Below are 22,671 nucleotides of genomic sequence, written 5' to 3'. Positions count from 1 at the left end.
AGTAATTGACAATGGCGATGTCCAAGAAGAAAAAATGGCTGCTCATCATTGGCGCCGCACTGGTTGTGGTGATCGTAATCGTTCTCAACCTCTCGATGAGCACCACCAAGGGGACGGAGGTCCACGCCGAGATGGTGACCCAACGGGACCTGGTGGAAATTGTCTCGGCCTCGGGGCGGATTCAGCCGCAGACAAAAGTCAACATTACCTCGGAAGTGAACGGCGAAATCATCGCTCTCCCGGCTAAAGAGGGTGACACCGTTGCGGCCGGCCAGATGCTGATCGTGCTCGACACGCTGCGCCTTCGGTCGGACTTGGACCAGGCCCGGTTCGCCGTGAACGAGATCAACGCCCGCGTTGAGGGGGCCAAGGTGACCCTCGACCAGGCGGATGAAGAATTCAATCGCCAGAAGCGACTGTTCGAGAACAAACTGACTTCCGAGACGCAGTACAATAATTCACAATACAATTTCCGGAATGCCAAGTCCTCGTACGAAGCGATGCTCGCATCGGCCCGCCAGTTGCAGGCGCGCTACGAAAAAGAGATCGAGAACTTCAATAAGGCGCGCATCACCGCGCCCATGGCGGGTATCATTACGTATGTGGACTGCGAAGTAGGCGAGATCGCCGCCGCCCAGACCGCCTTCACCCAGGGAAAGACCCTGATGATCATCTCCAATCTGAGTGTGTTCGAGGTCGAGGTTGAAGTCGACGAAACGGAGATCGGCAAAATCGAGCTGCATCAACCGGCCAAGATTGCGGTCGATGCGTTCCCGGATACCACGTTCGCGGGTGAAGTGATCGAGATTGGCAACACTGCCGTCCTCAAAGGACTGGGAACGCAGGACCAGTCCACCAACTTCAAAGTGAAGGTCATCTTCAAGGATACCGGCATCAAGATTCGCCCCGGTATGTCGGCCACGGTCGATATCACCACGCATAAGAAGGAGAAAGTACTGTCGGTGCCGTATGCCTCGATTGTGGTGCGCTCCTTTGACCGCGACTCGCTTGAGCGGGCAATGCGGGAACCGAAAGTAGAACCGGAAAATTCGGGCGGCGTTCACGCCGCAGAAACCTCCGGCGATTCAACGCTCAAGAGCTCCTCCGACGGTGAACGGAAGGAACTGAAAGGCGTGTTTGTCATCAAGAACGGCAAAGTCCGCTTTACGGAAATAGGCACCGGTATTGCCGACCAGAAGAACATCGAGATAACGTCCGGCGTAGCGGTCGGCGATTCGGTGGTGACCGGCCCGTACCGGGTGCTGCGTACGATCAAAGAAGGGGACCCGGTCAAGCCGACCGGGGAGGGTATGATGAAGGAGAAGCAGGCATAATATGCCCCTGATAGAAACGCGCGGTTTGTGGAAGACCTACTCCATGGGGGCGGACACGGTGAACGCCCTACGGGGAGTCGATCTGGTCATCGAAAAAGGGGAATACGTAGCTATCATGGGACCATCCGGTTCGGGCAAGTCAACGCTCATGAACTTGATAGGGTGCCTGGATACGCCAAGCTCCGGAGAGTATTACCTCAACGGAAAACAGGTCAGCAAGATGAACGATGACGAGCTGGCTTCTATTCGTAATCGTGAAATCGGTTTTGTCTTCCAGACATTTAATCTGCTGCCCAGGGCAACAGCTCTTCACAATGTCGAGTTGCCTCTCATCTACAACGGCACCCCCTCGAAACAGCGCGATGACATGGCCAAAGTGGCGCTGTCCAAAGTGCAGCTGGCGGACCGGATGATGCACCGCCCGAACGAACTGTCCGGCGGTCAGCGGCAGCGTGTGGCCATTGCACGAGCGCTGGTGAACAACCCATCGCTCATACTCGCCGATGAACCGACCGGAAACCTGGACAGTAAGACATCTCAGGAAATCATGTCACTTCTGGATGAATTGCATCAGCAGGGAAACACCATTATCACCGTCACGCACGAGGCAGACATCGCTAAGCATGCCCACCGGACCCTGCACATTCTCGATGGTCAGATAGCCGGAGATTCCTCCAACGGCAGGAAGAAATAACCCCGAAGGGGTATTCCCATGATAGCCGGCGCCCTGCTGAATATCGCGTACGACGCCCTTAAGGCCAATAAACTGCGGTCCGGATTGACCCTGCTGGGCGTGATCATCGGTGTCACCTCGGTGATGACGATCATCTCTGCACTCGAAGGCATGCAGCAGTCGATCGCCGCCGACCTGGGCAGGCTTGGTCCCGCCACGTTCGTGATCGAGCGGATAGGCACGGTCATGTCCGACGAGGAGTTCTTCGAGAAGATAAAACGCAAACCGATTACCATCGAAACGGGTGAACTGCTCGAAAAAGGATGCCCGCTCTGCGAGCATGTGGCGCTGCGGGTCAGTACCTCTGCAAAGGTCAAGTACGGCGGGCAGTCGCTGCGCAACGTCAATATCCTCGGAAGAACCTACAACAGCATTTTCATTGTCGATATTGAGGCGGCGCAGGGGCGCTACCATTCTTCGGAAGACGATCTGTATCGCCGGCCGGTCGCCTATATCGGCGAGCAGATTCGGGAATCGCTCTTTGAGGGACTGGACCCGATGGGAAAAGAGATCTATATCGGCCCCAAGCGATATACCGTCATAGGCGTCGCCAAGAAACAGGGCTCGGCGTTCGGTGAAAACCAGGATAATTTCGTGGTCGTTCCGTTCTCGACGTTCGTGACCCAGTTCGGTCAGCCGGACCGGGACCTCGGTATTGCCGTCAAAGCGTTGTCCGTCGAGAAACTACCCGATGCAATGGACCAGGCCCGGATGATCCTACGCGCACAACGCCACGTGCCGTTCGACAAGGCCGACGACTTCGACCTGCTTACCGCCGACAACATCCTCGAGTTGCTTAATTCGTTCACGCGCATTCTTCGGTTCGGTCTGGTCGGTATTTCCTCGATATCCCTCGTGGTCGGCGGTATTGTCGTGATGAACATCATGATGGTATCCGTCACGGAGCGCACCAGAGAGATCGGCATCCGCAAATCGCTCGGGGCAAAACAGAAGCACATCCTGGTGCAGTTTATGTTCGAGTCGGTGCTGCTGACGCTTTCCGGCGGCGTGGTGGGGATCATCCTCGGATTCCTCATCGCGCGTTCACTGATCGGCATGATCGGCATGAATGTCCATCCCTCGGCGCTCGCCATCACGGCCGGGTTGTCCATCTCCAGCGGCGTCGGACTGTTTTTCGGCATTTACCCCGCCATGAAAGCGGCACGCCTGGACCCCGTCAAGGCGCTGAGCTATGAGTAGTCGGTCATGATTCTCACGCTGGTCGAAATTCGGGACGCGGTTGGCATGGCGCTGGCCTCATTGCGAGCCAACAAGCTTCGCGCGGGGCTTACCATCCTCGGCGTGATGATCGGCGTCAGCTCTGTCATCGGCATGGCCTCGATCATCAACGGTTTGAATGGCGCCATGGACAAGGAGATCGACCAACTCGGCTCCAACGTGATCTGGATCACCAAATTCCACCCCAGCGTCGAACACGAAGTGAGCCGCGAAGAGGAACGGAATCGTCCGCCCATCACGTCGGGCGAAGCCCGGGCCATACTTGCGAATTGTCCCTCGGTGGATGGCATCTCGCCGCAGAACTACTACTTCCGTCCGGGCGGCAATGAAATCAAATACAAAAATCGAAAGGCGAACCGCCCGTTTATCATGGGGACCTGGCCGGATTTCCTCCGCGTTAACAACCGCGTCATAACGTCGGGCCGGTTCCTGACTGAAACCGATCAGCAGTTCCGGGCGATGGTCTGTGTCATCGGCGCCGATATCGCCTCCGCTCTATACGAGGATGAGGAGCCGGTCGGCAAAGAGATTCGTATGAATGGAAACCTGTTCGAGGTCATAGGCGTGTTCGAGAAGGTCAAGTCGAGCTTCGGTAACGACGAACTGAATCGGGTGGCGGCGATCCCGCTGTCGACCTTCGAGAAGATCCATCCGTGGGAGAAAGAGCTGTTTCTGGCGGCCCGCTCGACTTCGTACATGGACATCGATCAGGCTCAGGAAGAGATCATCGGGACGTTGCGGGTGTTCCGCAAAGTGCCTTTCAATAAAGAAAACAACTTCGCACTGTCCACCCAGCAGCAATTCAAAGAGTTCATTGGCAACATCACGCAGTACATCTATCTGGCCATGATCGTCATTACGTCGGTTGGCCTCATGGTGGGCGGCATCGGCGTAATGAATATCATGCTGGTTTCCGTCACCGAACGAACTCGTGAGATTGGGGTCCGCAAGGCTATCGGGGCCAAACGGGCCAATATCATCCTGCAGTTTCTGACAGAGGCCATGACCCTGTCCGGAACCGGCGGTGTGATCGGCATCATCTGCGGAATCGGTCTCGGCCTGGCCGTGAACGGTCTTTTGGGATTCCCGCTTGCCGTATCCATTTTCTGGATTGTTCTCGGTTTCACAGTGGCCGTGTCGGTCGGCCTCGTCTCAGGCATTTACCCGGCTATCAAAGCGGCCCGCCTTGATCCCATTGAAGCGCTCCGTTACGAGTAACGCACTCGGACTCCCACACCGCTTTTTTGCTTGCCTCCCATCTCTGAACTGGTTTATTGGAACTGAATGATAACCAGCAGGTTAAAGCGTATAAGAAGTATGTTCTCCCGGCAGGTGTGGTCTCATATTCTCGCTGTGCTGGCGGTTACGTCGTTGGGCGTGCCGGCTGTGAGCGCCGACGGACGCGCCGAGAACTCGCTGCACAGCGTACAGCCTACTTTCGTGGTTGACCATGCCGTGTTCAATGCCGACGATACCAACCGTTGCCGGCTCGAAATCTATTACCAGATATTCAACTTCGGACTCCAGTTCGTCAAGGACTCCGGCGGTTACCTGGCGGAATACACCCTGACCGCCAAAGTCATGGACGATGATGACGACCAGGTGAAAGCGATCGAACAGGAGAAGTCCATCCGCACGCAAGAGTATGCCAGCACGCTCTCACGGTTCGACTACCGCACCAGCCAGTTGAATATCGTGCTTGAGCCGGGAAATTATCGCGTCCAGATAACGCTTGGTGATCGCCGGAGCAACACGGTTTTTGGCGACGATTTCAAGGTGAAACTCCGTCGCTTCGCCTCAGACCTGCCGATCACTTCGGATATCGAGTTTGTTCAGGCGGCCAACAGTATCGACAGCGGGGCGTCTACCGTCTTTCGGAAGGCTAATGTCGATGTCGTGCCTTCGGTCAGCCGCATCTTCGGCGGTACCGACAGCAGCAAGCTGCTGTTTTACGTCGAGATCTATCGCGGGCGAGATTCCGTACCACAGGTGGTCATGGAGACGATTGTGCGCAGCCTCTCCAAGGGCATGTTGTATCGCGATACGCTCTACGTGACACTGGACGGTCCGGTGGTCCGTCAGCTTCGTGATATTGCCGTTGGGAGTTTCGCTCCGGGGGATTACCAGTTGGAGACGTCACTGCGCGGTCGGCGTAACAAGCCACTGGATGAGCACACCGAGGCGTTCACCATCGCGTGGACACAGGAAGGGTTGTTAAAGCACGATTTCAAAGCTGCCATTGAGCAGCTTTCCTATATCGCCCCGAATTCCGAGGTCTCCAAGATCAAGAAGCTTGAGACGCTCGAGGAACGGATCGATGCTTTCAACGACTTCTGGGTTGCCCGAGACCCCACCGCAGGTACGCCTGAGAATGAAGCGAAGCGCGAATTTTACCGGCGAGTCAATTACGCCAATCGTGTCTTCCGCTATCTGCGTAAGGACGGCTGGCGAACCGATCGCGGCCGGATTTACATCACCTACGGCGATCCCGACCAGATAGACGATTTTCCCATGTCGCCAAACCTCCCGCCCTATCAAATCTGGCACTACTACAAAGAGGGCCGCTACAAGCGATTTGCGTTTGTCGATGAAAATGATGACGGTGAGTATCGATTGCAGTACCCGTACGACGGACTAAATCAACGTCCGGATTTCTGAAAGCCCCCCTATGACCATGAGAATAATCTTGTCGGCTCTACTGGCAGCCCTGCCTGCATTGTCGTTCGCACAGTCTGACGGACCGATCGCGAAACCGAGCATAGCTGTGTACGGCACTCCGCTCGTCTATAACAATCCCGATCTCGATACCGCAGCACTGGTGGAGTTTCCGTTCGCGCTCAACCGCTCGGATTTCGAGTTCTTCCGCCCGGACTCGGCTGACCCTGCGTTCTACGCCCGTATTTTCGCTCAGGTGGTATTGATGAACGCCGCCGCGAATGCCGTGGATTCGACCAACACCTATTTCTCGGTCCGCGCCGCCAGCATGACGGAGGCCAGGGCATCGACAAGCATGATCTTCAACAAGCTCCTTCTGGTCGTGCGGCCGGGCGTGTACACGGCGAAACTGACGGTTATTGATGTCGTCAATAAACACAGCGAGGACCTGGTGCTGGGACCCTTTTCGGTGGCACCCCCGCAGCGCGACCATCTCGAACTCGCCGGGCCCTGTTTGGCCTATCGGATCTCGTATGTCTCTGATTCATCGCCGGCGGCCAACGACCGCATGGTCAAGAATCAGCATCTCGTGCTGCCGAACCCGGCTGGCGTATGTGGCATAGCGGATAGTGTCGCGTTCGTGTATGCGGAGCTGTACAATCTGTCGCCGATATCAACTGACAGTTCGTTCGAGGTAGCGTTCCTGGCGCTCGACGAAAGGGGAAATCTGTACCGTGATTTCGGCGTTCGGACAAGCCGGAAGCCGGGAACGTCCGCGGTCCTGGCCGAAGCCTTGGATATTCGCGGCTGGCCGGTCGGCAAATACTCCCTGCGGATCATCGCCGCCGACCCGGCATCGGGACAACAGGACACGGCCACGTTGCCGATTCGCATTGTCGATCCGGAGTATGTCAAGATGGCTTTGTCCGGGCGGTTGTCGCGTGATCCTTATGACTCACTCTCGAATATGGACCGGATAAACCTGGTCGCTTACCTGTTGACACCGAACGAGAAAGCGTCCTTGAACCGTTTGTCCGATTCAGGCAAACAGAATTTTCTGTCCCAGTACTGGAAAGACTACGACAATCGTCCAAAGAACAGCGGCGCCGACCCACGCTCCGAATATGTCAGGCGGTACCGCTATTCGCAGGCCAACTTCTCGACTGATGAGTACAACACGAACGGCTGGTCGACCGATCGGGGTCGCATCTACATGACGTACGGCACGTATGACCAGAAGGACGAGGTTCAGGCACCTCGCAAGGGGAACCCGTTCGTCATCTGGTACTATCGCGGGGTGAGGGAAGGGAAGTTGTTCGTGTTTGAAGATGTCGAAGGGTACCACGATTTCAAGCTGGTCCACTCCAATGTTCCGGGGGAACGCTCCAGCGACGAATGGGCTCAGCGCTTGAAAGATGAAATGCTCGATATCTACTGATTCGCGGGTGAGGGGAGAGGTACGCGAGGCTGTCTCAAGAGTCGTGAAATCAGTTGCGTCGGTTCCTGCGTCACGCCACACGCGGGTCGTGTGAACTGACGTCCGATCAATCAGTTAGCAGATCCCGGCACCTTGGAGACAGTGGGTGCGAGCGGCCCGGTCGGCGGCGCCTTGCGCGTGACCGGCAGCGTGAATCGGCTCCTTGGCTCATCCGATAATCTGAACGTGATCGACTTGTCAAACCCGCGCGACATTGCCTCCGGTTTCAGCCTCACGATCCCCTGAATGGTCTGGCCTGCCTTCACGGTGGTGGCCAGCTCCAGCGCTAATACATCATCAGGAATACTCTCGATCGACAGACTCACGTCCTCCGCAGTCACGTTGGTGATCGAGAATCTCGCCTCCGTCCTGGGCGTCTCGCCGAACTGGGTCAGGTTCAGTGCATACGGCTTGAAGACGATGGGTGCGGTTGAGTCCGGGCGGACCACCACCCGGCACTTGATCTGAACATGGCTCTCCGGCAGTTCATTCTTCAACTGAATGGAAGGTTCCTTGACGACTGCCCCCACGTAGGAGCCGGACGAGAACGTGACCTCAAGCGGCGTGCTGTCACCCGGTGCCAACGCTGTCTTCTTGAGCGGGGCTTCGGTGCAGCCGCAGCCTGGTATCACCGAAGCGATCCGGACAGTGTCGTCGCCCGTCGAATGAAGCCAGAAAATGTGGGATACCTTGCAGTTCTGGGGTACGAACCCAAAATCGAAATGGTCGCCCGGTATGGTTAGTTTCGGGCCACCCTCCGCGCTCCTCGCTGCGACCAAAGTCGTGATCGTGGCAATAAGAAACAGATTCCGAACCATCATGCTATTCTCCTGAACGACGCTCCTAATATAACAGAATCGATGAGTTATGACAATCTACCCATTGCCTACTGGATCGGTTCCACGTTCGTTCCGACTTTACACTCGCGCGTCGGTCTGAGGCCTTTACGCCGACCGATCACCGCCCCCCTGCTCCGACCTTGGTTTCGGGGGGTGCTGTCTCCCCAGGACCGGGCAGAGTTCGCTTCACCGGGATAGTGAAGCGGCTGTTTCGCTGATCCGACAGTACAATCGTGAACGCCTTTTCGAATTCCGCCTCCTGGCCGGCCTTGGTCAATTTCAGCGCCCCCTCGGCCTTCTTGCCTGCTTTGAGAGTCCGCGGAAGCTGCACCGTAAATAGGTCATCGTAAAGATCGCTGAGAGTAAGGTTCAGATCGCTGGTTCCAACATTGGAGATTGTGAACTTCATTCCCGAGCGCGGCTTGCCGCCTGACTGAGAAAGATCGAGCTTGTAGGGACTGACAACTATCGGATAGGATGAGTCCGGACAGGGCATGACACTGCATACGAAAGAAACATGCTGGTCCGGGGAGCCGTCGCTGAACTGGATCGTAGGACGTTTGGTCACCAGGCCCGAGTAGGAACGAGTGTCGAAAATGACTTCCAGTCGAGTGCTGTCGCCCGGAGCCAGGACGCTTTTCTCCAAAGGGGTACGGGTGCAGCCGCAGCCGGGAACGACATTGGCGATACGAACCGTATCGGTGCCGGTTGATCGAAGCCAGAACACGTGCGAGACTTTGGCGTTTTGCGGCACGAATCCGAAATCGTGCTTCTCCTGCGGGACGGTAAGCTGGGGCGCAGCTGCAATGAAAGTGGCGATCGCCACCAAACTTGCCGTTGTTAAGATTACTTTCTTGAATCCGTTCATTCCGTCCTCCAGAGTTGTCCGGTCATAACCGGCTGCCTTTATGTGCGTTTAGTCGGTTTTCGATCCCGTGTCACGCGGGATAAGGCAACCTGGAAATGGAAAGGGTCGCCACGGCGGCGACCCTCACAACAGCTCTCCTGCAGCTCGTTAATGTCCCGAACTGCCGGCCGGTAGTGGCGTCGACGCCGTCTCCTGCCCGGGCTTGCGGATGGTCCGCTTGACCGGGATAGTAAATCGCGTGTTTTTCTCGTCGGACACCGAGATGGTGATGGCCTTCTCGAACTCCTGGTCGATCCCCGCCTTGGTCAGTTTGACGATCCCTTCGGCCGTCTTACCCGCCTTGACCAGCTTCGGCAAGGTGAGGTCCAGAAGCTCGTTGGGCGTGTACACCGACGTCAGGTCGAGGTCTTTGTCGGCCACGTTCTCAATCGTAAACTTGATCTCGCTTCGGACTTTATCGCCGAATTGCGTCAGATCAAGCTTGTACGGCTTGATGATGAGCGGGTACGTGGAGTCCGGCCGGGTGGAGATGATACAGCTAATCTGCACGAACTTGTCCGGCGGGCCCTCGTTCGTCTGAATCTTCGGCCGCTTCGTCACCGGGGTGGTGTACGACTTGGTGTCAAAAATGATCTCGAGTCTGGTGCTGTCACCGACAGCAATAACGTCCCGTTCCAGGGGCGCTTTTGTGCATCCTCAGCCGGGGACCACTTGAATGATCTTCAGTGAATCCTCGCCGGTTGAATGCAGCCAGAAGACATGCGAGATCTTGGAGTTCTGCGGCACCAGTCCGAAATCGAATTCCGTCTCCGGCATGGTCAGCCGCGGCGCTGCCGACGACCGACCCGCAACCAGAGCGGCACCGATCAGGAAGGTCGCCGCAAGGGTCCGATGTTTCATGCTCGTTTCCGTTCTGCTCTATCGTGAATTCTGTCTTGCGATCCGTATGTTATTAGTACTATCGACCAATCTTGTCAGTTCCCGTATATCTTGCGCCGAACCGGTACCGTATAGCGGTAACGCAGTTCGCCCGGCCCCTCGAACAGCACCGTGAACGACCGCTCAAATTCCTGGTCGCGGTACTCCGGCTTTACCCTCACGACACAGTTTGAACTTCTGTTGCCCCCAAGCGCCTGCGGCAATTCGATCTCGCACTCCGCTATGGGTGAAGAAATAACACTCAGAGCAAAAGAGTCCTTGGAATGGTTGGTGAAAGTAATGGCCGTGGTATCGAGTGACATGGTCGGAAGCTTGCTGAGTTCCACTTTGTACGGTTTGACCGAGACCGGATGTGCTGAGTCCATACCGCTGATCACTAACGCCGTCAGATATATACGATAGGGATCAGGCGAAGCATTGGTGAATATGTAGGGGTAACGACCCGAATTCCCAACTTTTCTCTCCGAATGCCAGAACAGCCCCACATGCATACTGTCCCCCGGGGCCAGCCAGTTTTGGGGAAGCGGCATGGTGGCGCAGTCGCAGCCGGTGGTCAACTTGGTAATTCGCACCGTGTCGGTGCCGATGGATTTGAACCAGAAAAACTGGACCAGCGAGGCGTTCTGCGGCGATATGCCGAAATCGAACTTGTTACTCGGAATCTCGAGTTTTGGCTGGCCGAAACCGGAGAAAACACCGACCAGAAGCAGGAGGGCGGCAAGAAGGAGGGGTCTCATGTAACGGTTATAGTTCCATTCCTCTAAAATGTTCCAGCCTAACTGTTTATATACCATAACATCGCCAAAAGGTCAAGCCCCATGTCGTTTTTTTACCTTGTGTCGTAGACCGGTCGAGGGTACTTTCCCACAGCGTCCACTATACCTGCGGGGACATAATAGAGATGGATTGTATCCAGGTTCAGGAACTTACCAAGATCTACCAGACCGGATTCCGCAAAGGGAATATTCTGGCCCTCGATCAGGTTTCGGTCACTATCAAACCAGGGGAGATTTTCGGACTTCTGGGACCCAATGGGGCCGGCAAGACGACACTCGTCAAGATACTACTGGGCATCGTCCACTCAAACTCCGGAACCGTCCTTGTCAATGGGCTTTCGCCGCATGACCCCGAGTCCCGCCTCAAGGTCGGCTTTCTGCCCGAGAACCACCGATTCCCTCCGCACCTCACCGGCCTTGGGCTTCTGGAGCTCGCCGGGAGGCTGCAGGGACTCCCCGAACAGGAGTTAGACCATCAGGCCGAGGGACTTCTGGCTACGGTTGGCATGGACAAATGGGCGAGCACCAAGCTGTCTAAGTACTCCAAAGGTATGGCTCAGCGGATCGGGCTGGCCCAGGCCATGATGGGTGACCCGGATATCCTGTTGCTCGACGAACCCACCGATGGTGTCGATCCGGTCGGAAAAATGGAGATCCGTCAGGTGTTGCAAAAACTCCGCCAGCAGGGGAAAACGGTTCTGTTGAACTCGCATCTATTGTCCGAGGTGGAGTCGGTTGCGGATCGCGTGGCCATATTGGTACGAGGCAAGCTGCTTCGTGTCGATACGGTTGCCGCGCTCACCAACAGGAAGAGCCAGTACGAGATCGAGGCGGAGATCGGGGAAGAATCCATCGAAATTCCTGCTGAAATGGGCAAACGCCTCTTTATCGCCCGCGACCGTCTGGTAGTTGAACTCATGGATGACACCGACATTAACCGTATCATCGATGAACTCCGGCTTCGACGGATCAGCATTCGGTCGGTCAAACCGCTCAAAATCTCGCTCGAGCAGTCGTTTTTCGAGACCGTCACCGAGCGCCGAGGGGAGAGTCCGCTATGAGGGGGATCAATCGCGACACCGTGGTCGAGATGTTCGACCGCAAGATAATCTGGCTGTTCGTCGGGCTGACCGCGTTCTCGCTCCTGGTGGTGTTTCTGACCCGGGGTGTCGAGTTTAATATCCGGATCGATACCGCCGGTGACGCCGAGATGAATGACATGATGGCGACGCTCGCCAATCCGGTCACCCGGGCGATCGGGAGTTACTTGTCATTTCTCATATTTCTGGCGGTCCTCGGCTCAGCCGGACATTTGCCCCACATGCTCGAACGGGGTCGCATCGACTTCTATCTGGCCAGACCGATCACGCGCACGCGCTTACTGACGGCGCGTCTGGCGGGGATTGCCCTGGCATACGGAACGATGATCCTGCTGTCCGGCGCGGTTGTTTACCTGGCGCTGGTCGCGGCGCACGGCAGTGCCGGACTTAACATTCTCTATCTGTTCGCGAGCAGTCTTACCGCCTTTCTGATCTGGTTGAGCGTAACGGCTCTGGCGGCCGTAATAAGTGGGTCGACCGCCATGGCGATTATGGCGGCTTTCCTGGTCTGGGTCGCTCAGACAATCCTCTCCTATCACATGATGTTCAAGGGATTCTTCAACTCCGAGATAGCCGGATACGTGATCGATGGCTTGTACTACATTGTCCCCAAACCCTCGGCCATCGAGAACATCGGGTTGACCCTGGCCTACGGTGCCGAAGTGAAGGACTGGCTGCCGCTCTGGACAACGCTGCCGGTGGCCTTTGTGCTCCTGGTGGCATCGGTGAGTCTGTTCAAGCGGCATGATTATTGAACCTTGCAGCGCGAAGACCTGTTCTGACTACGAAGGATGAAACCAAACGATGACTGATTCACGAAAAGTATCCGAACTTCTCGAACCGCTTGAGATCGCGCTTCGCCTCGAACAGGAAGGACGGCAGTTTTTTCTCGAAGCGGCCTCCACCGTCACCGGTCGCGTGGCGCGTCAAACGTTCGAGTTTCTGGCCGGGGAAGAAGAGAAACACATTAAGCGGATTCAGGAGTTCTACAAGTCCCTCGAGCTGACCGGCGGCCAGCAGGTACCGGAGGTCGAGGACAGCGACGCCGACCGTCGCCTGGTGGCGTTTAACGACCGCATGGCGCTCCTGAAAGATGAGATCAAGCCCTCGCTTTCCGATGTCGAGGCCTACCTGACCGCGCTCAAATTCGAAAACGGCACCGAGGAGTTTTACAGCCGACAGATCGAATCGGCCACCGATGTCAATATCAAGCGTTTCTACCGCTGGCTCATAAACGAGGAGGCGATGCACGCCAAGGTCCTGCAGTCCTGCGTGCAGTTCGCGCGCGACCCGGCCGCCTGGTTCAAGAAACGTCAGTAAGTCACAAATATCGACCCGCTTTTCGCCCCTTTGGCCCTTTACAGCCGCCAACCGCCTTTCTATATTTTCCGCCATACAGAAGCAAGTTTACGCGAAGGAGATAATTGCATGACCCCTAACGAATATCTCGAACAAACTCAGGAGAAGAGATTAGCCGATCTGTTCGAGTTCCTGCGGTTCCCGTCCGTCTCGGCCAAGTCCGAGCACAAGGGGGATGTCGCGGCGTGCGGCGAGTGGCTCAAAAACCACCTCAACAATGTCGGCTTCACCGCTTCGGTGTACCCAACCGCCGGTCATCCGATCGTCTATGCTGAGTATATCACCGATCCGAAGGCCCCGACTATTCTGTATTACGGCCATTACGATGTCCAGCCGGCGGAGCCGTTCGACCTGTGGACCACTCCGCCGTTCGAGCCGCAGATCCGTGACGGTTACATCTATGGACGCGGTTCGTGCGATGACAAAGGGCAGACATTTGCTCAGATCAAAGGGCTTGAGGCAATCCTGCAGGCCGAGGGGAAACTGCCAGTCAATGTCAAGTTGCTGATTGAAGGGGAAGAAGAAGGGGGCGGTACGGCCAACCTGAGCAAGTTTATCCGCGAAAACAAGACCATGCTGGCGGCCGACATCGTGGTTGTCTCGGATACGGCCCAATTCAACAAGGACCTTCCAGCCGTCACCTTCGGCCTGCGCGGCATCGCCTTCTGCGAATTGTATGTGTACGGCCCGAATCGCGACTTGCACTCGGGTACGTTCGGCGGCGCAGTAGCCAATCCTGTCAACGTTCTCTGCTCGATGATCGGCCAGTTGCACGACAAGAATGGAAAGATAACGATCCCCGGATTCTACCAGCATTGCAAGCTCCCCACCAAATGGGAACGGGCGCAGTTCAAGAAGCTCCCGTACAAAGAGGCCGCGTACAAAAAGGCGCTTGGGATTTCTGCCCTTCATGGCGAGAAGGGTTTCTCCACGTACGAACGGACCTGGGTCCGTCCGACCCTCGACATCAACGGCATCAAAGGCGGCTACCAGGGTGAGGGAGGCAAGACTATCATTCCGTCCGAGGCTTCCTGCAAGATCACGATGAGGCTCGTGCCTGACATGAAGCCCGAAGACATCTGCAACAAGCTTGAGCGGCATCTCAAGAGAATTGCCCCCAAGTCGGTCAGGATCAAAGTGGTCAAGCATGGCGGCGCTAAAGCTGTGGTCGTTCCCACCGATGGTCCCTGGCTCGAAGCGGCCGGACGCGCTATCAAGACCGGTTTTGGCAAGACGCCGGTCTTTATGAAAGAAGGTGGCTCGATCCCGGTAGCCGGCGATTTCAAAAACTCACTCGGTATCGACACCCTGTTTGTCGGCTTCGGTCAGAACGATGACAACATCCATTCCCCCAACGAGCGGTTCCGCGTGATCGATTTTGAGCGCGGCTGCAAAACCGCAGCGGCGCTGCCGTTCGAACTGGCCAAAGTGAAGAAGTAGTTTCGCATGGATTTGGGAATTCGTGGGAAGAAGGCGCTGGTTACCGGCGCCTCTTCCGGTTTGGGGGCCGCCGCAGCGATGGCCCTGGCAGCCGAGGGTGTTGATGTTACGATTAACTCCCGAAGCAAACAACGGCTCGAAGCAACTGCTGCCAAAATTCACACGGCCACAGATCGCACCGTGCGCTGTTTGGTGGGAGATATTTCCGTTGCGAGTGATCTGAAGTCGCTTGTTCAACAGTGCGGGCCGGTTGACATTCTCGTCTCCAACGCGGGCGGACCGCCGCAAGGACTGTTCGAGGATCATCCCCCCGAAACATGGCTGAAGGCTGCCGAACTCACACTTTATTCCGCCATCAATCTCACCCGTGCGTTGCTGCCATCGATGGTCCAGAAGAGATGGGGGAGACTCATTTACATCACATCGGTCGCTGTGCTTCAGCCGGTTGACGATCTGATTTTATCGAATACGTTCCGGGCCGGAGTGACCGGTTTCTGTAAGAGCATTTCAAACACGTATGCAAAACACGGCATCACCGCTAATTGCGTCTGTCCCGGTTACACGGCGACCGAACGGTTATCTGAGCTGGCAGAGAACCGGGCCGCCAAGTCCGGCAAATCTGCTAAAGAGATACTTGATGGTCTCGGACAGGGGGTCCCCGCCGGAAGGTTGGGCAAACCCGAAGAACTCGCCGCGATGATCGCATTCCTGTCAAGCGAACAAGCGGCATACATCACCGGCTGCTCGATCCCTGTCGACGGCGGCGCCCACAAGTTTTTGATTTAGAGCCTCTATGGCTTTCATTTGTTTTGTCTCTGCAAGTGTGGTCATCTGAGGATTTTTACGGCGTCCTCACGCCGAGCATCCCTTACGGTCAATGCCAAGACTGGTCCGATACCACTTCACCCATGCTGTTGACGGGCGCAAGTCACTCAGGTCTGTCGGGCGGGAAATCGGCACGTGAATGCGGGATTTCCGGACAGGCGGAGCCTATCGTGGTTCGTCGCCTCAGCGACGGACGATATCCGAGCAAGAGCACGGAGCGCCGATAGGATGCCTCGACCCGTTCGGAGAGACCCGAGACGGTTTTTGGCGGTGGTTGCCAGATGACCGGCCCCTTCCGCGGTGGGCCAGGTTGCAGAGACAACGCTTTACACAAACATGTTGTGCTTTGGGAAACAATACTGAAATCGTAGCGAAAATGCTGGAACCAGGATATGGGGACACCGCAGCTTGCGGCGGGATGGTTTCGATTCGACGCGTGAGGGTTGTCTCTCAATGGTACAACCGCACACCGAGGTGTGCGGCACCCACCGGATGTCGGTTCGAGCCCTCTTGCGTCGGTTCGAGCGAAGTCGAGAACCGAACCATGGCTGAACGCGTCTCGTCTGCGCTCGACGCGACGAAAGGAACGATGTAACTTGTAGCAAGCTGTAGGTCAAAACCCCCACGCTGCAAACCCGCTGGGAAGGGGTTTTGACAATTGATGCCCGCGATGTCAAGACCCCTCCCTCCGCGAAAGCCTCTGATGGGGTCTTGACCTACACATACCCGGCCGTGGAGAGCGATTGAAACGATTGCCTCGCAAACACGAATAGCAAGCGAGGAGTGGTTCGGAAGTCGCTTCGATCGAGAAACCCGACATGGATGGCTATGTAAAGGCCGTCAGGCGGGGACGCCTGACGGCACTACGAAACCAAACAAAAATGGCGGGCCCGGTGGCCCGCCATCCACTAATGTTTCATCAGACGCGAAGCGGCAAATCGGACTAGTCCGCGCGAAGCGGTAAAGCGGATGAGTCCGCGGACGAGTGCGCGCGAAGCGGTGAAACAGGTGATACCTGTTACGCTTTCGCCGCCTGCTTCTTCAGCCACTCCGTGCTGACTGATTTCGGACGCGTGATCGCGGTGCCGAGCGCGCGGTTGAGCACCAACTGCGCCAGCATCCCCATCGCACGCGACACCGAGAACAGCACCGTGTAATAGCTGAACTCCTTCAGCCCATAATGGTGCAGAATGGCGCCGGAACCGGCATCAACATTCGGCCACGGGTCCTTTGCCTTCCCCTGTTCGGCGAGTACCTTCGGTACCACGTTGAACACCCGGTCCACCGTCTGGAACACCGGGTCCTCCGGCATGTACTTGTGTCCGAACGCACGGAACGCGTCAAACCGCGGATCGGTGATACGTAGTACGGCATGCCCGTAGCCCGGCACCACCTTACCGCCATTCAGCGTTTCCCACGCATACTTGCTGAGTTCTTCCTCGGACGGTACACCCTTGAACTTCTTGACAGTCTCCAGAATCCAGCCGAGACATTCCTGATTGGCCAGTCCGTGCAGAGGACCGGCCAGTCCGTTCAAACCAGCCGAGACGGCATAATAGGGGTCGGACAGCGCCGAACCGACCGTATGGCAGCTGAACGCCGACACGTTTCCACCTTCATGGTCCGAATGCAGCACGAGGTAGAGGCGCATCATGGCGTAGATATCTTCTTTTTTCCCTTTGTTCGGCTTGAGATTCTCAAGACCGAGCATGCGCGCGTAGTCCGCACCCCAGTCGAGCTTAGCCGAGGGTTTGATCACCGGACCCTTCTTGAACTTGATTCGATAGATGCCCGCGGCGATCGTATGAATCGTCCCAAGGATTCGCATCGCGTCCTCGAGCGCCGGCTCCCAATACTCAGACTTCGGCATCCCTTTGTCGTACCGTTTCCGGAACGCTGACTCGTTCTCCATCACTAAAATCGCCGTGTCCAGCATAGCCATCGGGTGTGAGGTCTTAGGCATGGCCTTCAGAACCTTCCACACGTAATCCGGCACCTTGCTGTACTTCCGAAGTTCTTTCTGGAACCCGGCCAACTCTTCCTTGGTGGGCATCTCGCTGGTCAGAAGCAGCCAGAAAATCTCTTCCGGAAGCTTCTCAGTAAGGTCCTTGATTGGAATCCCTCGGATTACCAGACCGGTATCCGGCTCCACCACCGAGGTGTCGCAGACCAGTCCGCGGACACCCCGCATGCCGCCGATCGCCTGCTCGATCGTGACTTTGGAAATCTCTTTGTCCCGATGTTCTTTCACGAGCGTGGAACGCTCCTCACGCAACATCGGAATCTGTTCGGCCAGCCTCTGTTTCAGTGTCTTGGCCATCATGCTCTCCTCTCAGAGAAACGGTATATGATAAGCTGTTGGTTTCGCGCCCGGATTCTCATAGCGATGTGAAACAATTCACATTTCATCTGGCATAAATAGTACGTGCGCGCCTTGCGCTTGTCAAGCCGCTACCACGGACAAAACGGACTATTTTTCGTGCGTTGGGAAAATCTTGTCGGGATTGAGGATCCGTTCAGGATCGAAAACCGCTTTGACACGATGCATCAAATCGAGCGTCGGGTGGTCAAACTCAAGCGCCAAGTACTCCCGTTTGGCCAAGCCTATCCCATGCTCACCCGTAAGTGTCCCACCGAGTTCGAGCGTTTTGTGCATGAGACGCGTGACACCAGCCTTTATTTCCTGTTGCTCCGCCACCGACCCGCTATTTGAGACGAAATAGACGTGAAGGTTGCCGTCGCCGGCATGCCCGAACGAATTGACCCGTATCCGGCTCGTCCGACGCATCTCTGCAACAAACGATACGAGCTCGGCAAACCGCGTGTTGGGCACGGCAACGTCTTCGGAGATATAGGCTTTCGCCTTATCACGGACCGCCTTCGACAGATTCCGCCGAACCTTCCAGAGCGCTTCGGCCTTGTCTACATCCGGCTCCAAGCGAAGGCTGCTGCACCTGTTCTTCTCACAGATCTGTCGGATGACACACGTTTGTTTCTCCCTGTCTTCGTCGGTTGTCTCTATCAGAAGCAATGCCCCCACTCGTTCCAGCCCCTCGGTCTTCTCATACTCGTTCGAGCAATCTACTGCGTCCCCATCGAGGAACTCCAGCACGTTCAGGATCAAGCCTGATGCCGTTATCTCCGCCACCGTCCGCCCGGCGTCAGCGGGCGAATCAAATGCGGCAAGGATAGTCGTACCTCTGGAAGTAAGTGGAACCAACCGGACAGCGATATCGGTGATAATCCCCAGCGTCCCCTCCGAAGCTATCAGAAGGTCGCCGACCCCGAACCCGCCCCGTTGTCCGAACGCACCGGTCTTCAGAACGCTCCCGTCCGCCAGCACCGCCGCAAGCCCGACTACGTAGTCCTTGGTCACCCCAAACCTTTTGCACCGAAGTCCCCCGGCGTTCTCCGCGACATTTCCGCCAATGGTCGATTCCGCGAGCGATGCCGGGTCCGGCGGATACGCCAGACCGACCTTGGCCACCGCATCCTGTAGCTCTTTTGTGATCAGCCCCGGCCCACAATGCGCGACCGACTCGACTTCTCTAATCTCAAGGTGTCTAATGCGTTCCGTTGACAATACTAAAGCGTTACTTGATGGCACGCAGCCCCCCGACAGCCCTGTCCCCGCACCCCTCGGCACGATGGCTATGTGCTGCCCTCGGCAGAACCGAACCGCCTCCACTACGTCATCGGTATTCTCTGCAAACAGCACGGCCGTTGGCTGACCCGCGTATTCGGTAGCGTCTTTGAGGTACTTGTCGAGACCGGTCAGGTCAGTTTGAAGAAGAGTGGGGGAGGAAAGGCGGTTTCGGAGCGGCTCGAAGTCAACACTTGTTGTTCTGGTCGCCATATTGCCGCTCCAATCGATGCCTCAATCTTTGGATGGCGCCGCCGGCTTTGCTTTGCTGTCGGGTAACTTCGAAGAGCCAGTCTCACTCTTCGCGGATGAACTCTCGGATCTCGATGATGAACTCTCGGATTTCGTCGCTGAACTCTCGGATCTGGCGGCCGTTTTCTCGGATTTCGTTTCCGTTCTCTCTTTGCCGCTGCCGTCACCGCCGCTTTTCTTTTTGTAGTCGGTGATATAGAACCCGGTCCCCTTGAATATCAACCCGACACCGCCTGTTATCACGCGATGGGTTTTTCCCTGGCATGCAGGGCAGACGCTGATTGCCTCGTCGCTGATGGCCTGGAACTCTTCGAACTCATGCCCGCAGGTTGGGCAGCGATATTGGTAAGTCGGCATGCAATCGTACTCCTTACGACAACGGGCCTTCACGGCCCGACGCGCCAGTATCGGACTGATGTAACAATCCTGCAAGTCAAAAGTTCGGGAGTTGCGTCACCCTACGGCTTTCTACTTTCGATCTACCGCCCGCCTGTTCCGGCAGTTCTTGCTCGCCCGAGACGTGGAGTACGTTCACGAGTTGCTGGACACAGCTTCGTCGAGGGTGAGAGTGAACTGCCGGTCACTACCCTCCTGTCTCTCAGTCGGACCAGTCTTTCCAAATGTCTATCGACCCCGATTCCAATCCTGCGTAAGTTGCTGCACTCGACCACTTCCACTGCTCGGGCGTTTCAGCCAATGTCGCCTTAACAGGGTTGCTGTGGATATATCCGAGTTTCTGAAGGAACACTCGCTCCGTATATATTACCACACGGTCATACCTTGGCATCCATATCTGTGAATCTGACACTCCGAGATCCTTGATGGTTTTCTGCGAGATGAATTTCTTGAAATCGCGCATGTAATCTCCAAGATGTTTGCCATCAATGAACAGCAGTAGGTGAACGTGGCTGGGCATGAACACGTAACCAGAGATCATCGCATGGTATTTTCTGGAACAGAACCGAAGTGACTCGGCAAGAAACTCGTATACACCCACGAGAGACCCGTACGGCTGATGATCCCGGAAAACTGTGGTAATGAAAAAGCAACCGGCGTTCTTCTGTTCGGGAAAGCGGAGTCCCATCACCGGCAGAATACTGCCAGGTCACACGGACCGCAAGCGTCGAATCCCCTTCTCAGGCAGTCGTGAACCGCGTGACAGATCAGTGCTTACATGTGTTCAAGAGCGGTCCGCAAGACCTGGCAGAACTTCGCACGACCTGCGATCATGCCAAGTGCTTTGTGACATGCTCCAAGTCACGTGGCGACCGATAGTTCGCCCGTTCCGGCAGTTCTTGACTGCCCGAGACGAAACAACTCTTGCATTCTCATCACTGCCGTTGCAGTCGAGGGCGGGTGTGAACTGCCGGTCCAGCTGCCGTAGCGCGGAGTCACTTCTGGATCCGCCGTCGATGTAATGGCATAATGGCAGAACCACAAGGGGGTTTTGCCCTACGCCTGCTGAACATAATAAAAATGACAAAACGAACCAAAATCGGTTGTTGGACGACAACCACTTAGCCCTTAGGAGACCAAAAAACGAACCCAATTATGCTCTTGATGGTGCAATGTTTGATCAGTGTCACTCCCGTGTAAACGGGAGTCCAGACATAGGGCAACGGCTGGATTCCCGCGTGCGCGGGAATGACAAATTACCTGTTCTGTCGGGTCTCGTGCGACCTGGCTTCGGACAACCGCGACACTTGCCAAGAACCCTTTGCTCCCTTTCCTTGTTGCACCAGACTATGTCCGACCAATTTCCTTCAGATAACGTCGTCACCACCATGGTAGCGGGGGAGACTAACACAGCCAAACCAATTCACGGCATCGGGTTTCTGTTGCCGTTCATACTCCTTCAGCAAACTATGGGAGCCCTTTGTTTTCCCATCTCGAAATATGGTCTGGCGGTCATTGAGCCGTTCACCTTTGCATTTTTCCGGTTCGTACTCGCGGCGCTGATCCTGCTTCTGCTCACACGGTTCAAAAACGGCGGTCGGCCGATTGAGAAACGAGACTACTGGAAGATCGTCGGGCTGGGTGCAATCATCATTCCGTTCAACCAGACCATGTATCTGTGGGGTCAGTCACTCACTGCGGCAGGGCATGGTTCGATATTGTTCGCCACCACGCCAATATGGGTGTTCCTGCTGGCGATCGTGGTGCTGAAAGAGAAACTGAATTGGCGACGGGGAGTCGGGATCGCGGTTGCCCTTGTTGGCGCTTTCATCATCGTCACGGGTGGTGCAATCAAGGTCGGGGCGGAGTATCTGACCGGGGATTTGATAATCTTAGTTTCGGTCTGGGCCTGGGCAGCGTATACGATCTACGGCAAGCCGCTGGTGGAAAAATACGGGACGCTTCGGGTGACCGCGTACGCGCTTGCTTCCGGAACAGTCATCTATTTTCCGTTCGGGCTTTACCGAGCGCTGCAATACGATTATTCGCACGCCACCGGAGCTGCCTGGCTTTCGATAGTGTATATGGCGATTGGCAGCTCAGTGATATCGTATATCCTGTGGTACTGGTTCCTGAATTTCATGGAGGCATCGCGGCTGGCGGTGTTCCAGAATATCCAGCCGATTATTGCCACGCTGGTTGCGTTGGTGTTCCTCGGCGAAATACCGGGCGTATCGTTCCTTGTCGGTGGCGCGATTGTGCTGGCGGGCGTGCTGGTGACGGAAGTGTGATCTTGCGCAATCGGGTTTCTGGGTCGAAGCGAGTTTGGAAACCGATCTACGGCTGCTACGCGGTTCTCGACTTCGCTCGAACCGACGGCAGGGGACAGCGGCTGGGTGGCGCACACTTTGGCGTGCGTCTGCATCATTGAGAGACGACTCTCACGCGTCGAATTGAAACAACCCCACGGCAAGCCTTCGACTTCGCTCAGGCCGACGGCTGTGGGGCACCCAGCGAGACCAACTCATGTCGGGTTTCTCGTCCGAAACGGACTCGGAACCCGACCTATCTCGTGTCAGGTCACACCCTTCGCCTGTCGGCGGAGGGCAGGACCTGACACAACGGGAAACGAATCGCAACCGCACTCTGTATGCCGTCAGGCAGGGACGCCTGACGGCACATTCAACAAGAATTATACCGTGGTGTCGGGTTTCTCGTCCGAAACGGACTCGGAACCCGACCTATCTCGTGTCAGGTCACACCCTTCGCCTGTCGGCGGAGGGCAGGACCTGACAC

The 22,671-nt window shown here is 56.3% G+C and carries 21 protein-coding genes; 12 read left to right on the top strand and 9 right to left on the bottom strand.

The window, feature by feature from the left end; genetic code table 11:
* The first annotated feature begins 17 nt into the window (after positions 1-17).
* From AB1644_10070 to AB1644_10045, 6 genes are all read left to right on the top strand, one after another.
* A complete protein-coding gene (locus AB1644_10070) occupies positions 18-1,334 on the top strand; it encodes an efflux RND transporter periplasmic adaptor subunit (GenBank protein MEW6051391.1) in 1,317 nt (438 codons plus the stop codon).
* Between the two features lies 1 nt (position 1,335).
* Positions 1,336-2,028: an ABC transporter ATP-binding protein gene (locus tag AB1644_10065; GenBank protein ID MEW6051390.1), complete on the top strand. Its 693-nt coding sequence runs from the start codon at positions 1,336-1,338 to the stop codon at positions 2,026-2,028.
* Between the two features lie 18 nt (positions 2,029-2,046).
* A complete protein-coding gene (locus AB1644_10060) occupies positions 2,047-3,267 on the top strand; it encodes an ABC transporter permease (protein MEW6051389.1) in 1,221 nt (406 codons plus the stop codon).
* Between the two features lie 6 nt (positions 3,268-3,273).
* Positions 3,274-4,524 carry an ABC transporter permease gene (locus AB1644_10055; GenBank protein ID MEW6051388.1) on the top strand — a complete coding sequence of 417 codons (1,251 nt, stop codon included), beginning with the start codon at positions 3,274-3,276 and terminating at the stop codon, positions 4,522-4,524.
* A gap of 99 nt (positions 4,525-4,623) precedes the next feature.
* The gene (locus tag AB1644_10050) at positions 4,624-5,964 is read left to right on the top strand and encodes a GWxTD domain-containing protein (protein ID MEW6051387.1); all 1,341 of its coding nucleotides are present in this window, start codon (positions 4,624-4,626) and stop codon (positions 5,962-5,964) included.
* Between the two features lie 10 nt (positions 5,965-5,974).
* The gene (locus AB1644_10045) at positions 5,975-7,399 is read left to right on the top strand and encodes a GWxTD domain-containing protein (GenBank protein ID MEW6051386.1); all 1,425 of its coding nucleotides are present in this window, start codon (positions 5,975-5,977) and stop codon (positions 7,397-7,399) included.
* 110 nt (positions 7,400-7,509) lie between these two features.
* On the opposite strand, the gene AB1644_10040 is transcribed toward AB1644_10045, so the two are convergent.
* The 5 genes from AB1644_10040 to AB1644_10020 form a co-directional block, all read right to left on the bottom strand.
* Positions 7,510-8,259, bottom strand: coding sequence for a DUF1573 domain-containing protein (locus AB1644_10040; GenBank protein ID MEW6051385.1), 750 nt, complete (start codon positions 8,257-8,259; stop codon positions 7,510-7,512).
* A 136-nt stretch (positions 8,260-8,395) separates the two neighbouring features.
* Positions 8,396-9,145 carry a DUF1573 domain-containing protein gene (locus tag AB1644_10035; protein MEW6051384.1) on the bottom strand — a complete coding sequence of 250 codons (750 nt, stop codon included), beginning with the start codon at positions 9,143-9,145 and terminating at the stop codon, positions 8,396-8,398.
* 147 nt (positions 9,146-9,292) lie between these two features.
* The gene (locus AB1644_10030; GenBank protein ID MEW6051383.1) at positions 9,293-9,745 is read right to left on the bottom strand and encodes a hypothetical protein; all 453 of its coding nucleotides are present in this window, start codon (positions 9,743-9,745) and stop codon (positions 9,293-9,295) included.
* A gap of 96 nt (positions 9,746-9,841) precedes the next feature.
* A complete protein-coding gene (locus AB1644_10025) occupies positions 9,842-10,045 on the bottom strand; it encodes a hypothetical protein (protein ID MEW6051382.1) in 204 nt (67 codons plus the stop codon).
* Positions 10,046-10,119: 74 nt separating this feature from the next.
* Positions 10,120-10,821, bottom strand: a complete 702-nt coding sequence (locus AB1644_10020) for a DUF1573 domain-containing protein (GenBank protein ID MEW6051381.1) — start codon at positions 10,819-10,821, stop codon at positions 10,120-10,122.
* Between the two features lie 164 nt (positions 10,822-10,985).
* On the opposite strand from AB1644_10020, the gene AB1644_10015 reads away from it, so the two are divergent.
* From AB1644_10015 to AB1644_09995, 5 genes are all read left to right on the top strand, one after another.
* Complete coding sequence (locus AB1644_10015; protein MEW6051380.1) at positions 10,986-11,921, top strand: ABC transporter ATP-binding protein; 936 nt, start codon at positions 10,986-10,988, stop codon at positions 11,919-11,921.
* Entirely contained in the window at positions 11,918-12,715 is a 798-nt protein-coding gene (locus AB1644_10010) for an ABC transporter permease subunit (protein ID MEW6051379.1), read from the top strand. Before AB1644_10015 ends, AB1644_10010 begins: the two co-directional genes overlap by 4 nt.
* A 49-nt stretch (positions 12,716-12,764) precedes the next feature.
* Positions 12,765-13,280, top strand: a complete 516-nt coding sequence (locus AB1644_10005) for a ferritin family protein (GenBank protein MEW6051378.1) — start codon at positions 12,765-12,767, stop codon at positions 13,278-13,280.
* 108 nt (positions 13,281-13,388) lie between these two features.
* Positions 13,389-14,759 (top strand): dipeptidase, encoded by a 1,371-nt coding sequence (locus AB1644_10000; GenBank protein MEW6051377.1) that lies wholly within the window; start codon positions 13,389-13,391, stop codon positions 14,757-14,759.
* A gap of 6 nt (positions 14,760-14,765) precedes the next feature.
* Positions 14,766-15,545 (top strand): SDR family oxidoreductase, encoded by a 780-nt coding sequence (locus AB1644_09995; protein MEW6051376.1) that lies wholly within the window; start codon positions 14,766-14,768, stop codon positions 15,543-15,545.
* Positions 15,546-16,602: 1,057 nt separating this feature from the next.
* On the opposite strand, the gene AB1644_09990 is transcribed toward AB1644_09995, so the two are convergent.
* The 4 genes from AB1644_09990 to AB1644_09975 form a co-directional block, all read right to left on the bottom strand.
* Positions 16,603-17,904, bottom strand: a complete 1,302-nt coding sequence (locus AB1644_09990) for a citrate (Si)-synthase (GenBank protein MEW6051375.1) — start codon at positions 17,902-17,904, stop codon at positions 16,603-16,605.
* Positions 17,905-18,054: 150 nt separating this feature from the next.
* Positions 18,055-19,440, bottom strand: coding sequence for an FAD-linked oxidase C-terminal domain-containing protein (locus AB1644_09985; GenBank protein ID MEW6051374.1), 1,386 nt, complete (start codon positions 19,438-19,440; stop codon positions 18,055-18,057).
* A gap of 21 nt (positions 19,441-19,461) precedes the next feature.
* Complete coding sequence (locus AB1644_09980; protein ID MEW6051373.1) at positions 19,462-19,836, bottom strand: FmdB family zinc ribbon protein; 375 nt, start codon at positions 19,834-19,836, stop codon at positions 19,462-19,464.
* 241 nt (positions 19,837-20,077) lie between these two features.
* Entirely contained in the window at positions 20,078-20,563 is a 486-nt protein-coding gene (locus AB1644_09975) for a hypothetical protein (protein MEW6051372.1), read from the bottom strand.
* Between the two features lie 661 nt (positions 20,564-21,224).
* Between AB1644_09975 and AB1644_09970 the strand changes: the two genes are divergently transcribed.
* Entirely contained in the window at positions 21,225-22,166 is a 942-nt protein-coding gene (locus AB1644_09970) for a DMT family transporter (protein ID MEW6051371.1), read from the top strand.
* Positions 22,167-22,671 lie beyond the last annotated feature (505 nt).

The sequence above is a fragment of the Candidatus Zixiibacteriota bacterium genome, from assembly GCA_040753875.1.
In the GTDB taxonomy this organism is placed as follows: Bacteria; Zixibacteria; MSB-5A5; order GN15; family FEB-12; genus DATKJY01.
The sequence above is the reverse complement of the archived record's forward strand: the minus strand, read 5'-3'. Positions and strand labels throughout refer to the sequence as shown.

Coding starts and splice junctions, on each gene's coding strand:
- AB1644_10070 (MEW6051391.1), top strand. CDS start 18: ATGTCCAAGAAGAAAAAATGGCTGCTCATCATTGGCGCCGCACTGGTT.
- AB1644_10065 (MEW6051390.1), top strand. CDS start 1,336: ATGCCCCTGATAGAAACGCGCGGTTTGTGGAAGACCTACTCCATGGGG.
- AB1644_10060 (MEW6051389.1), top strand. CDS start 2,047: ATGATAGCCGGCGCCCTGCTGAATATCGCGTACGACGCCCTTAAGGCC.
- AB1644_10055 (MEW6051388.1), top strand. CDS start 3,274: ATGATTCTCACGCTGGTCGAAATTCGGGACGCGGTTGGCATGGCGCTG.
- AB1644_10050 (MEW6051387.1), top strand. CDS start 4,624: ATGTTCTCCCGGCAGGTGTGGTCTCATATTCTCGCTGTGCTGGCGGTT.
- AB1644_10045 (MEW6051386.1), top strand. CDS start 5,975: ATGACCATGAGAATAATCTTGTCGGCTCTACTGGCAGCCCTGCCTGCA.
- AB1644_10040 (MEW6051385.1), bottom strand. CDS start 8,259: ATGATGGTTCGGAATCTGTTTCTTATTGCCACGATCACGACTTTGGTC.
- AB1644_10035 (MEW6051384.1), bottom strand. CDS start 9,145: ATGAACGGATTCAAGAAAGTAATCTTAACAACGGCAAGTTTGGTGGCG.
- AB1644_10025 (MEW6051382.1), bottom strand. CDS start 10,045: ATGAAACATCGGACCCTTGCGGCGACCTTCCTGATCGGTGCCGCTCTG.
- AB1644_10020 (MEW6051381.1), bottom strand. CDS start 10,821: ATGAGACCCCTCCTTCTTGCCGCCCTCCTGCTTCTGGTCGGTGTTTTC.
- AB1644_10015 (MEW6051380.1), top strand. CDS start 10,986: ATGGATTGTATCCAGGTTCAGGAACTTACCAAGATCTACCAGACCGGA.
- AB1644_10010 (MEW6051379.1), top strand. CDS start 11,918: ATGAGGGGGATCAATCGCGACACCGTGGTCGAGATGTTCGACCGCAAG.
- AB1644_10005 (MEW6051378.1), top strand. CDS start 12,765: ATGACTGATTCACGAAAAGTATCCGAACTTCTCGAACCGCTTGAGATC.
- AB1644_10000 (MEW6051377.1), top strand. CDS start 13,389: ATGACCCCTAACGAATATCTCGAACAAACTCAGGAGAAGAGATTAGCC.
- AB1644_09995 (MEW6051376.1), top strand. CDS start 14,766: ATGGATTTGGGAATTCGTGGGAAGAAGGCGCTGGTTACCGGCGCCTCT.
- AB1644_09990 (MEW6051375.1), bottom strand. CDS start 17,904: ATGGCCAAGACACTGAAACAGAGGCTGGCCGAACAGATTCCGATGTTG.
- AB1644_09985 (MEW6051374.1), bottom strand. CDS start 19,440: ATGGCGACCAGAACAACAAGTGTTGACTTCGAGCCGCTCCGAAACCGC.
- AB1644_09980 (MEW6051373.1), bottom strand. CDS start 19,836: ATGCCGACTTACCAATATCGCTGCCCAACCTGCGGGCATGAGTTCGAA.
- AB1644_09975 (MEW6051372.1), bottom strand. CDS start 20,563: ATGGGACTCCGCTTTCCCGAACAGAAGAACGCCGGTTGCTTTTTCATT.
- AB1644_09970 (MEW6051371.1), top strand. CDS start 21,225: ATGTCCGACCAATTTCCTTCAGATAACGTCGTCACCACCATGGTAGCG.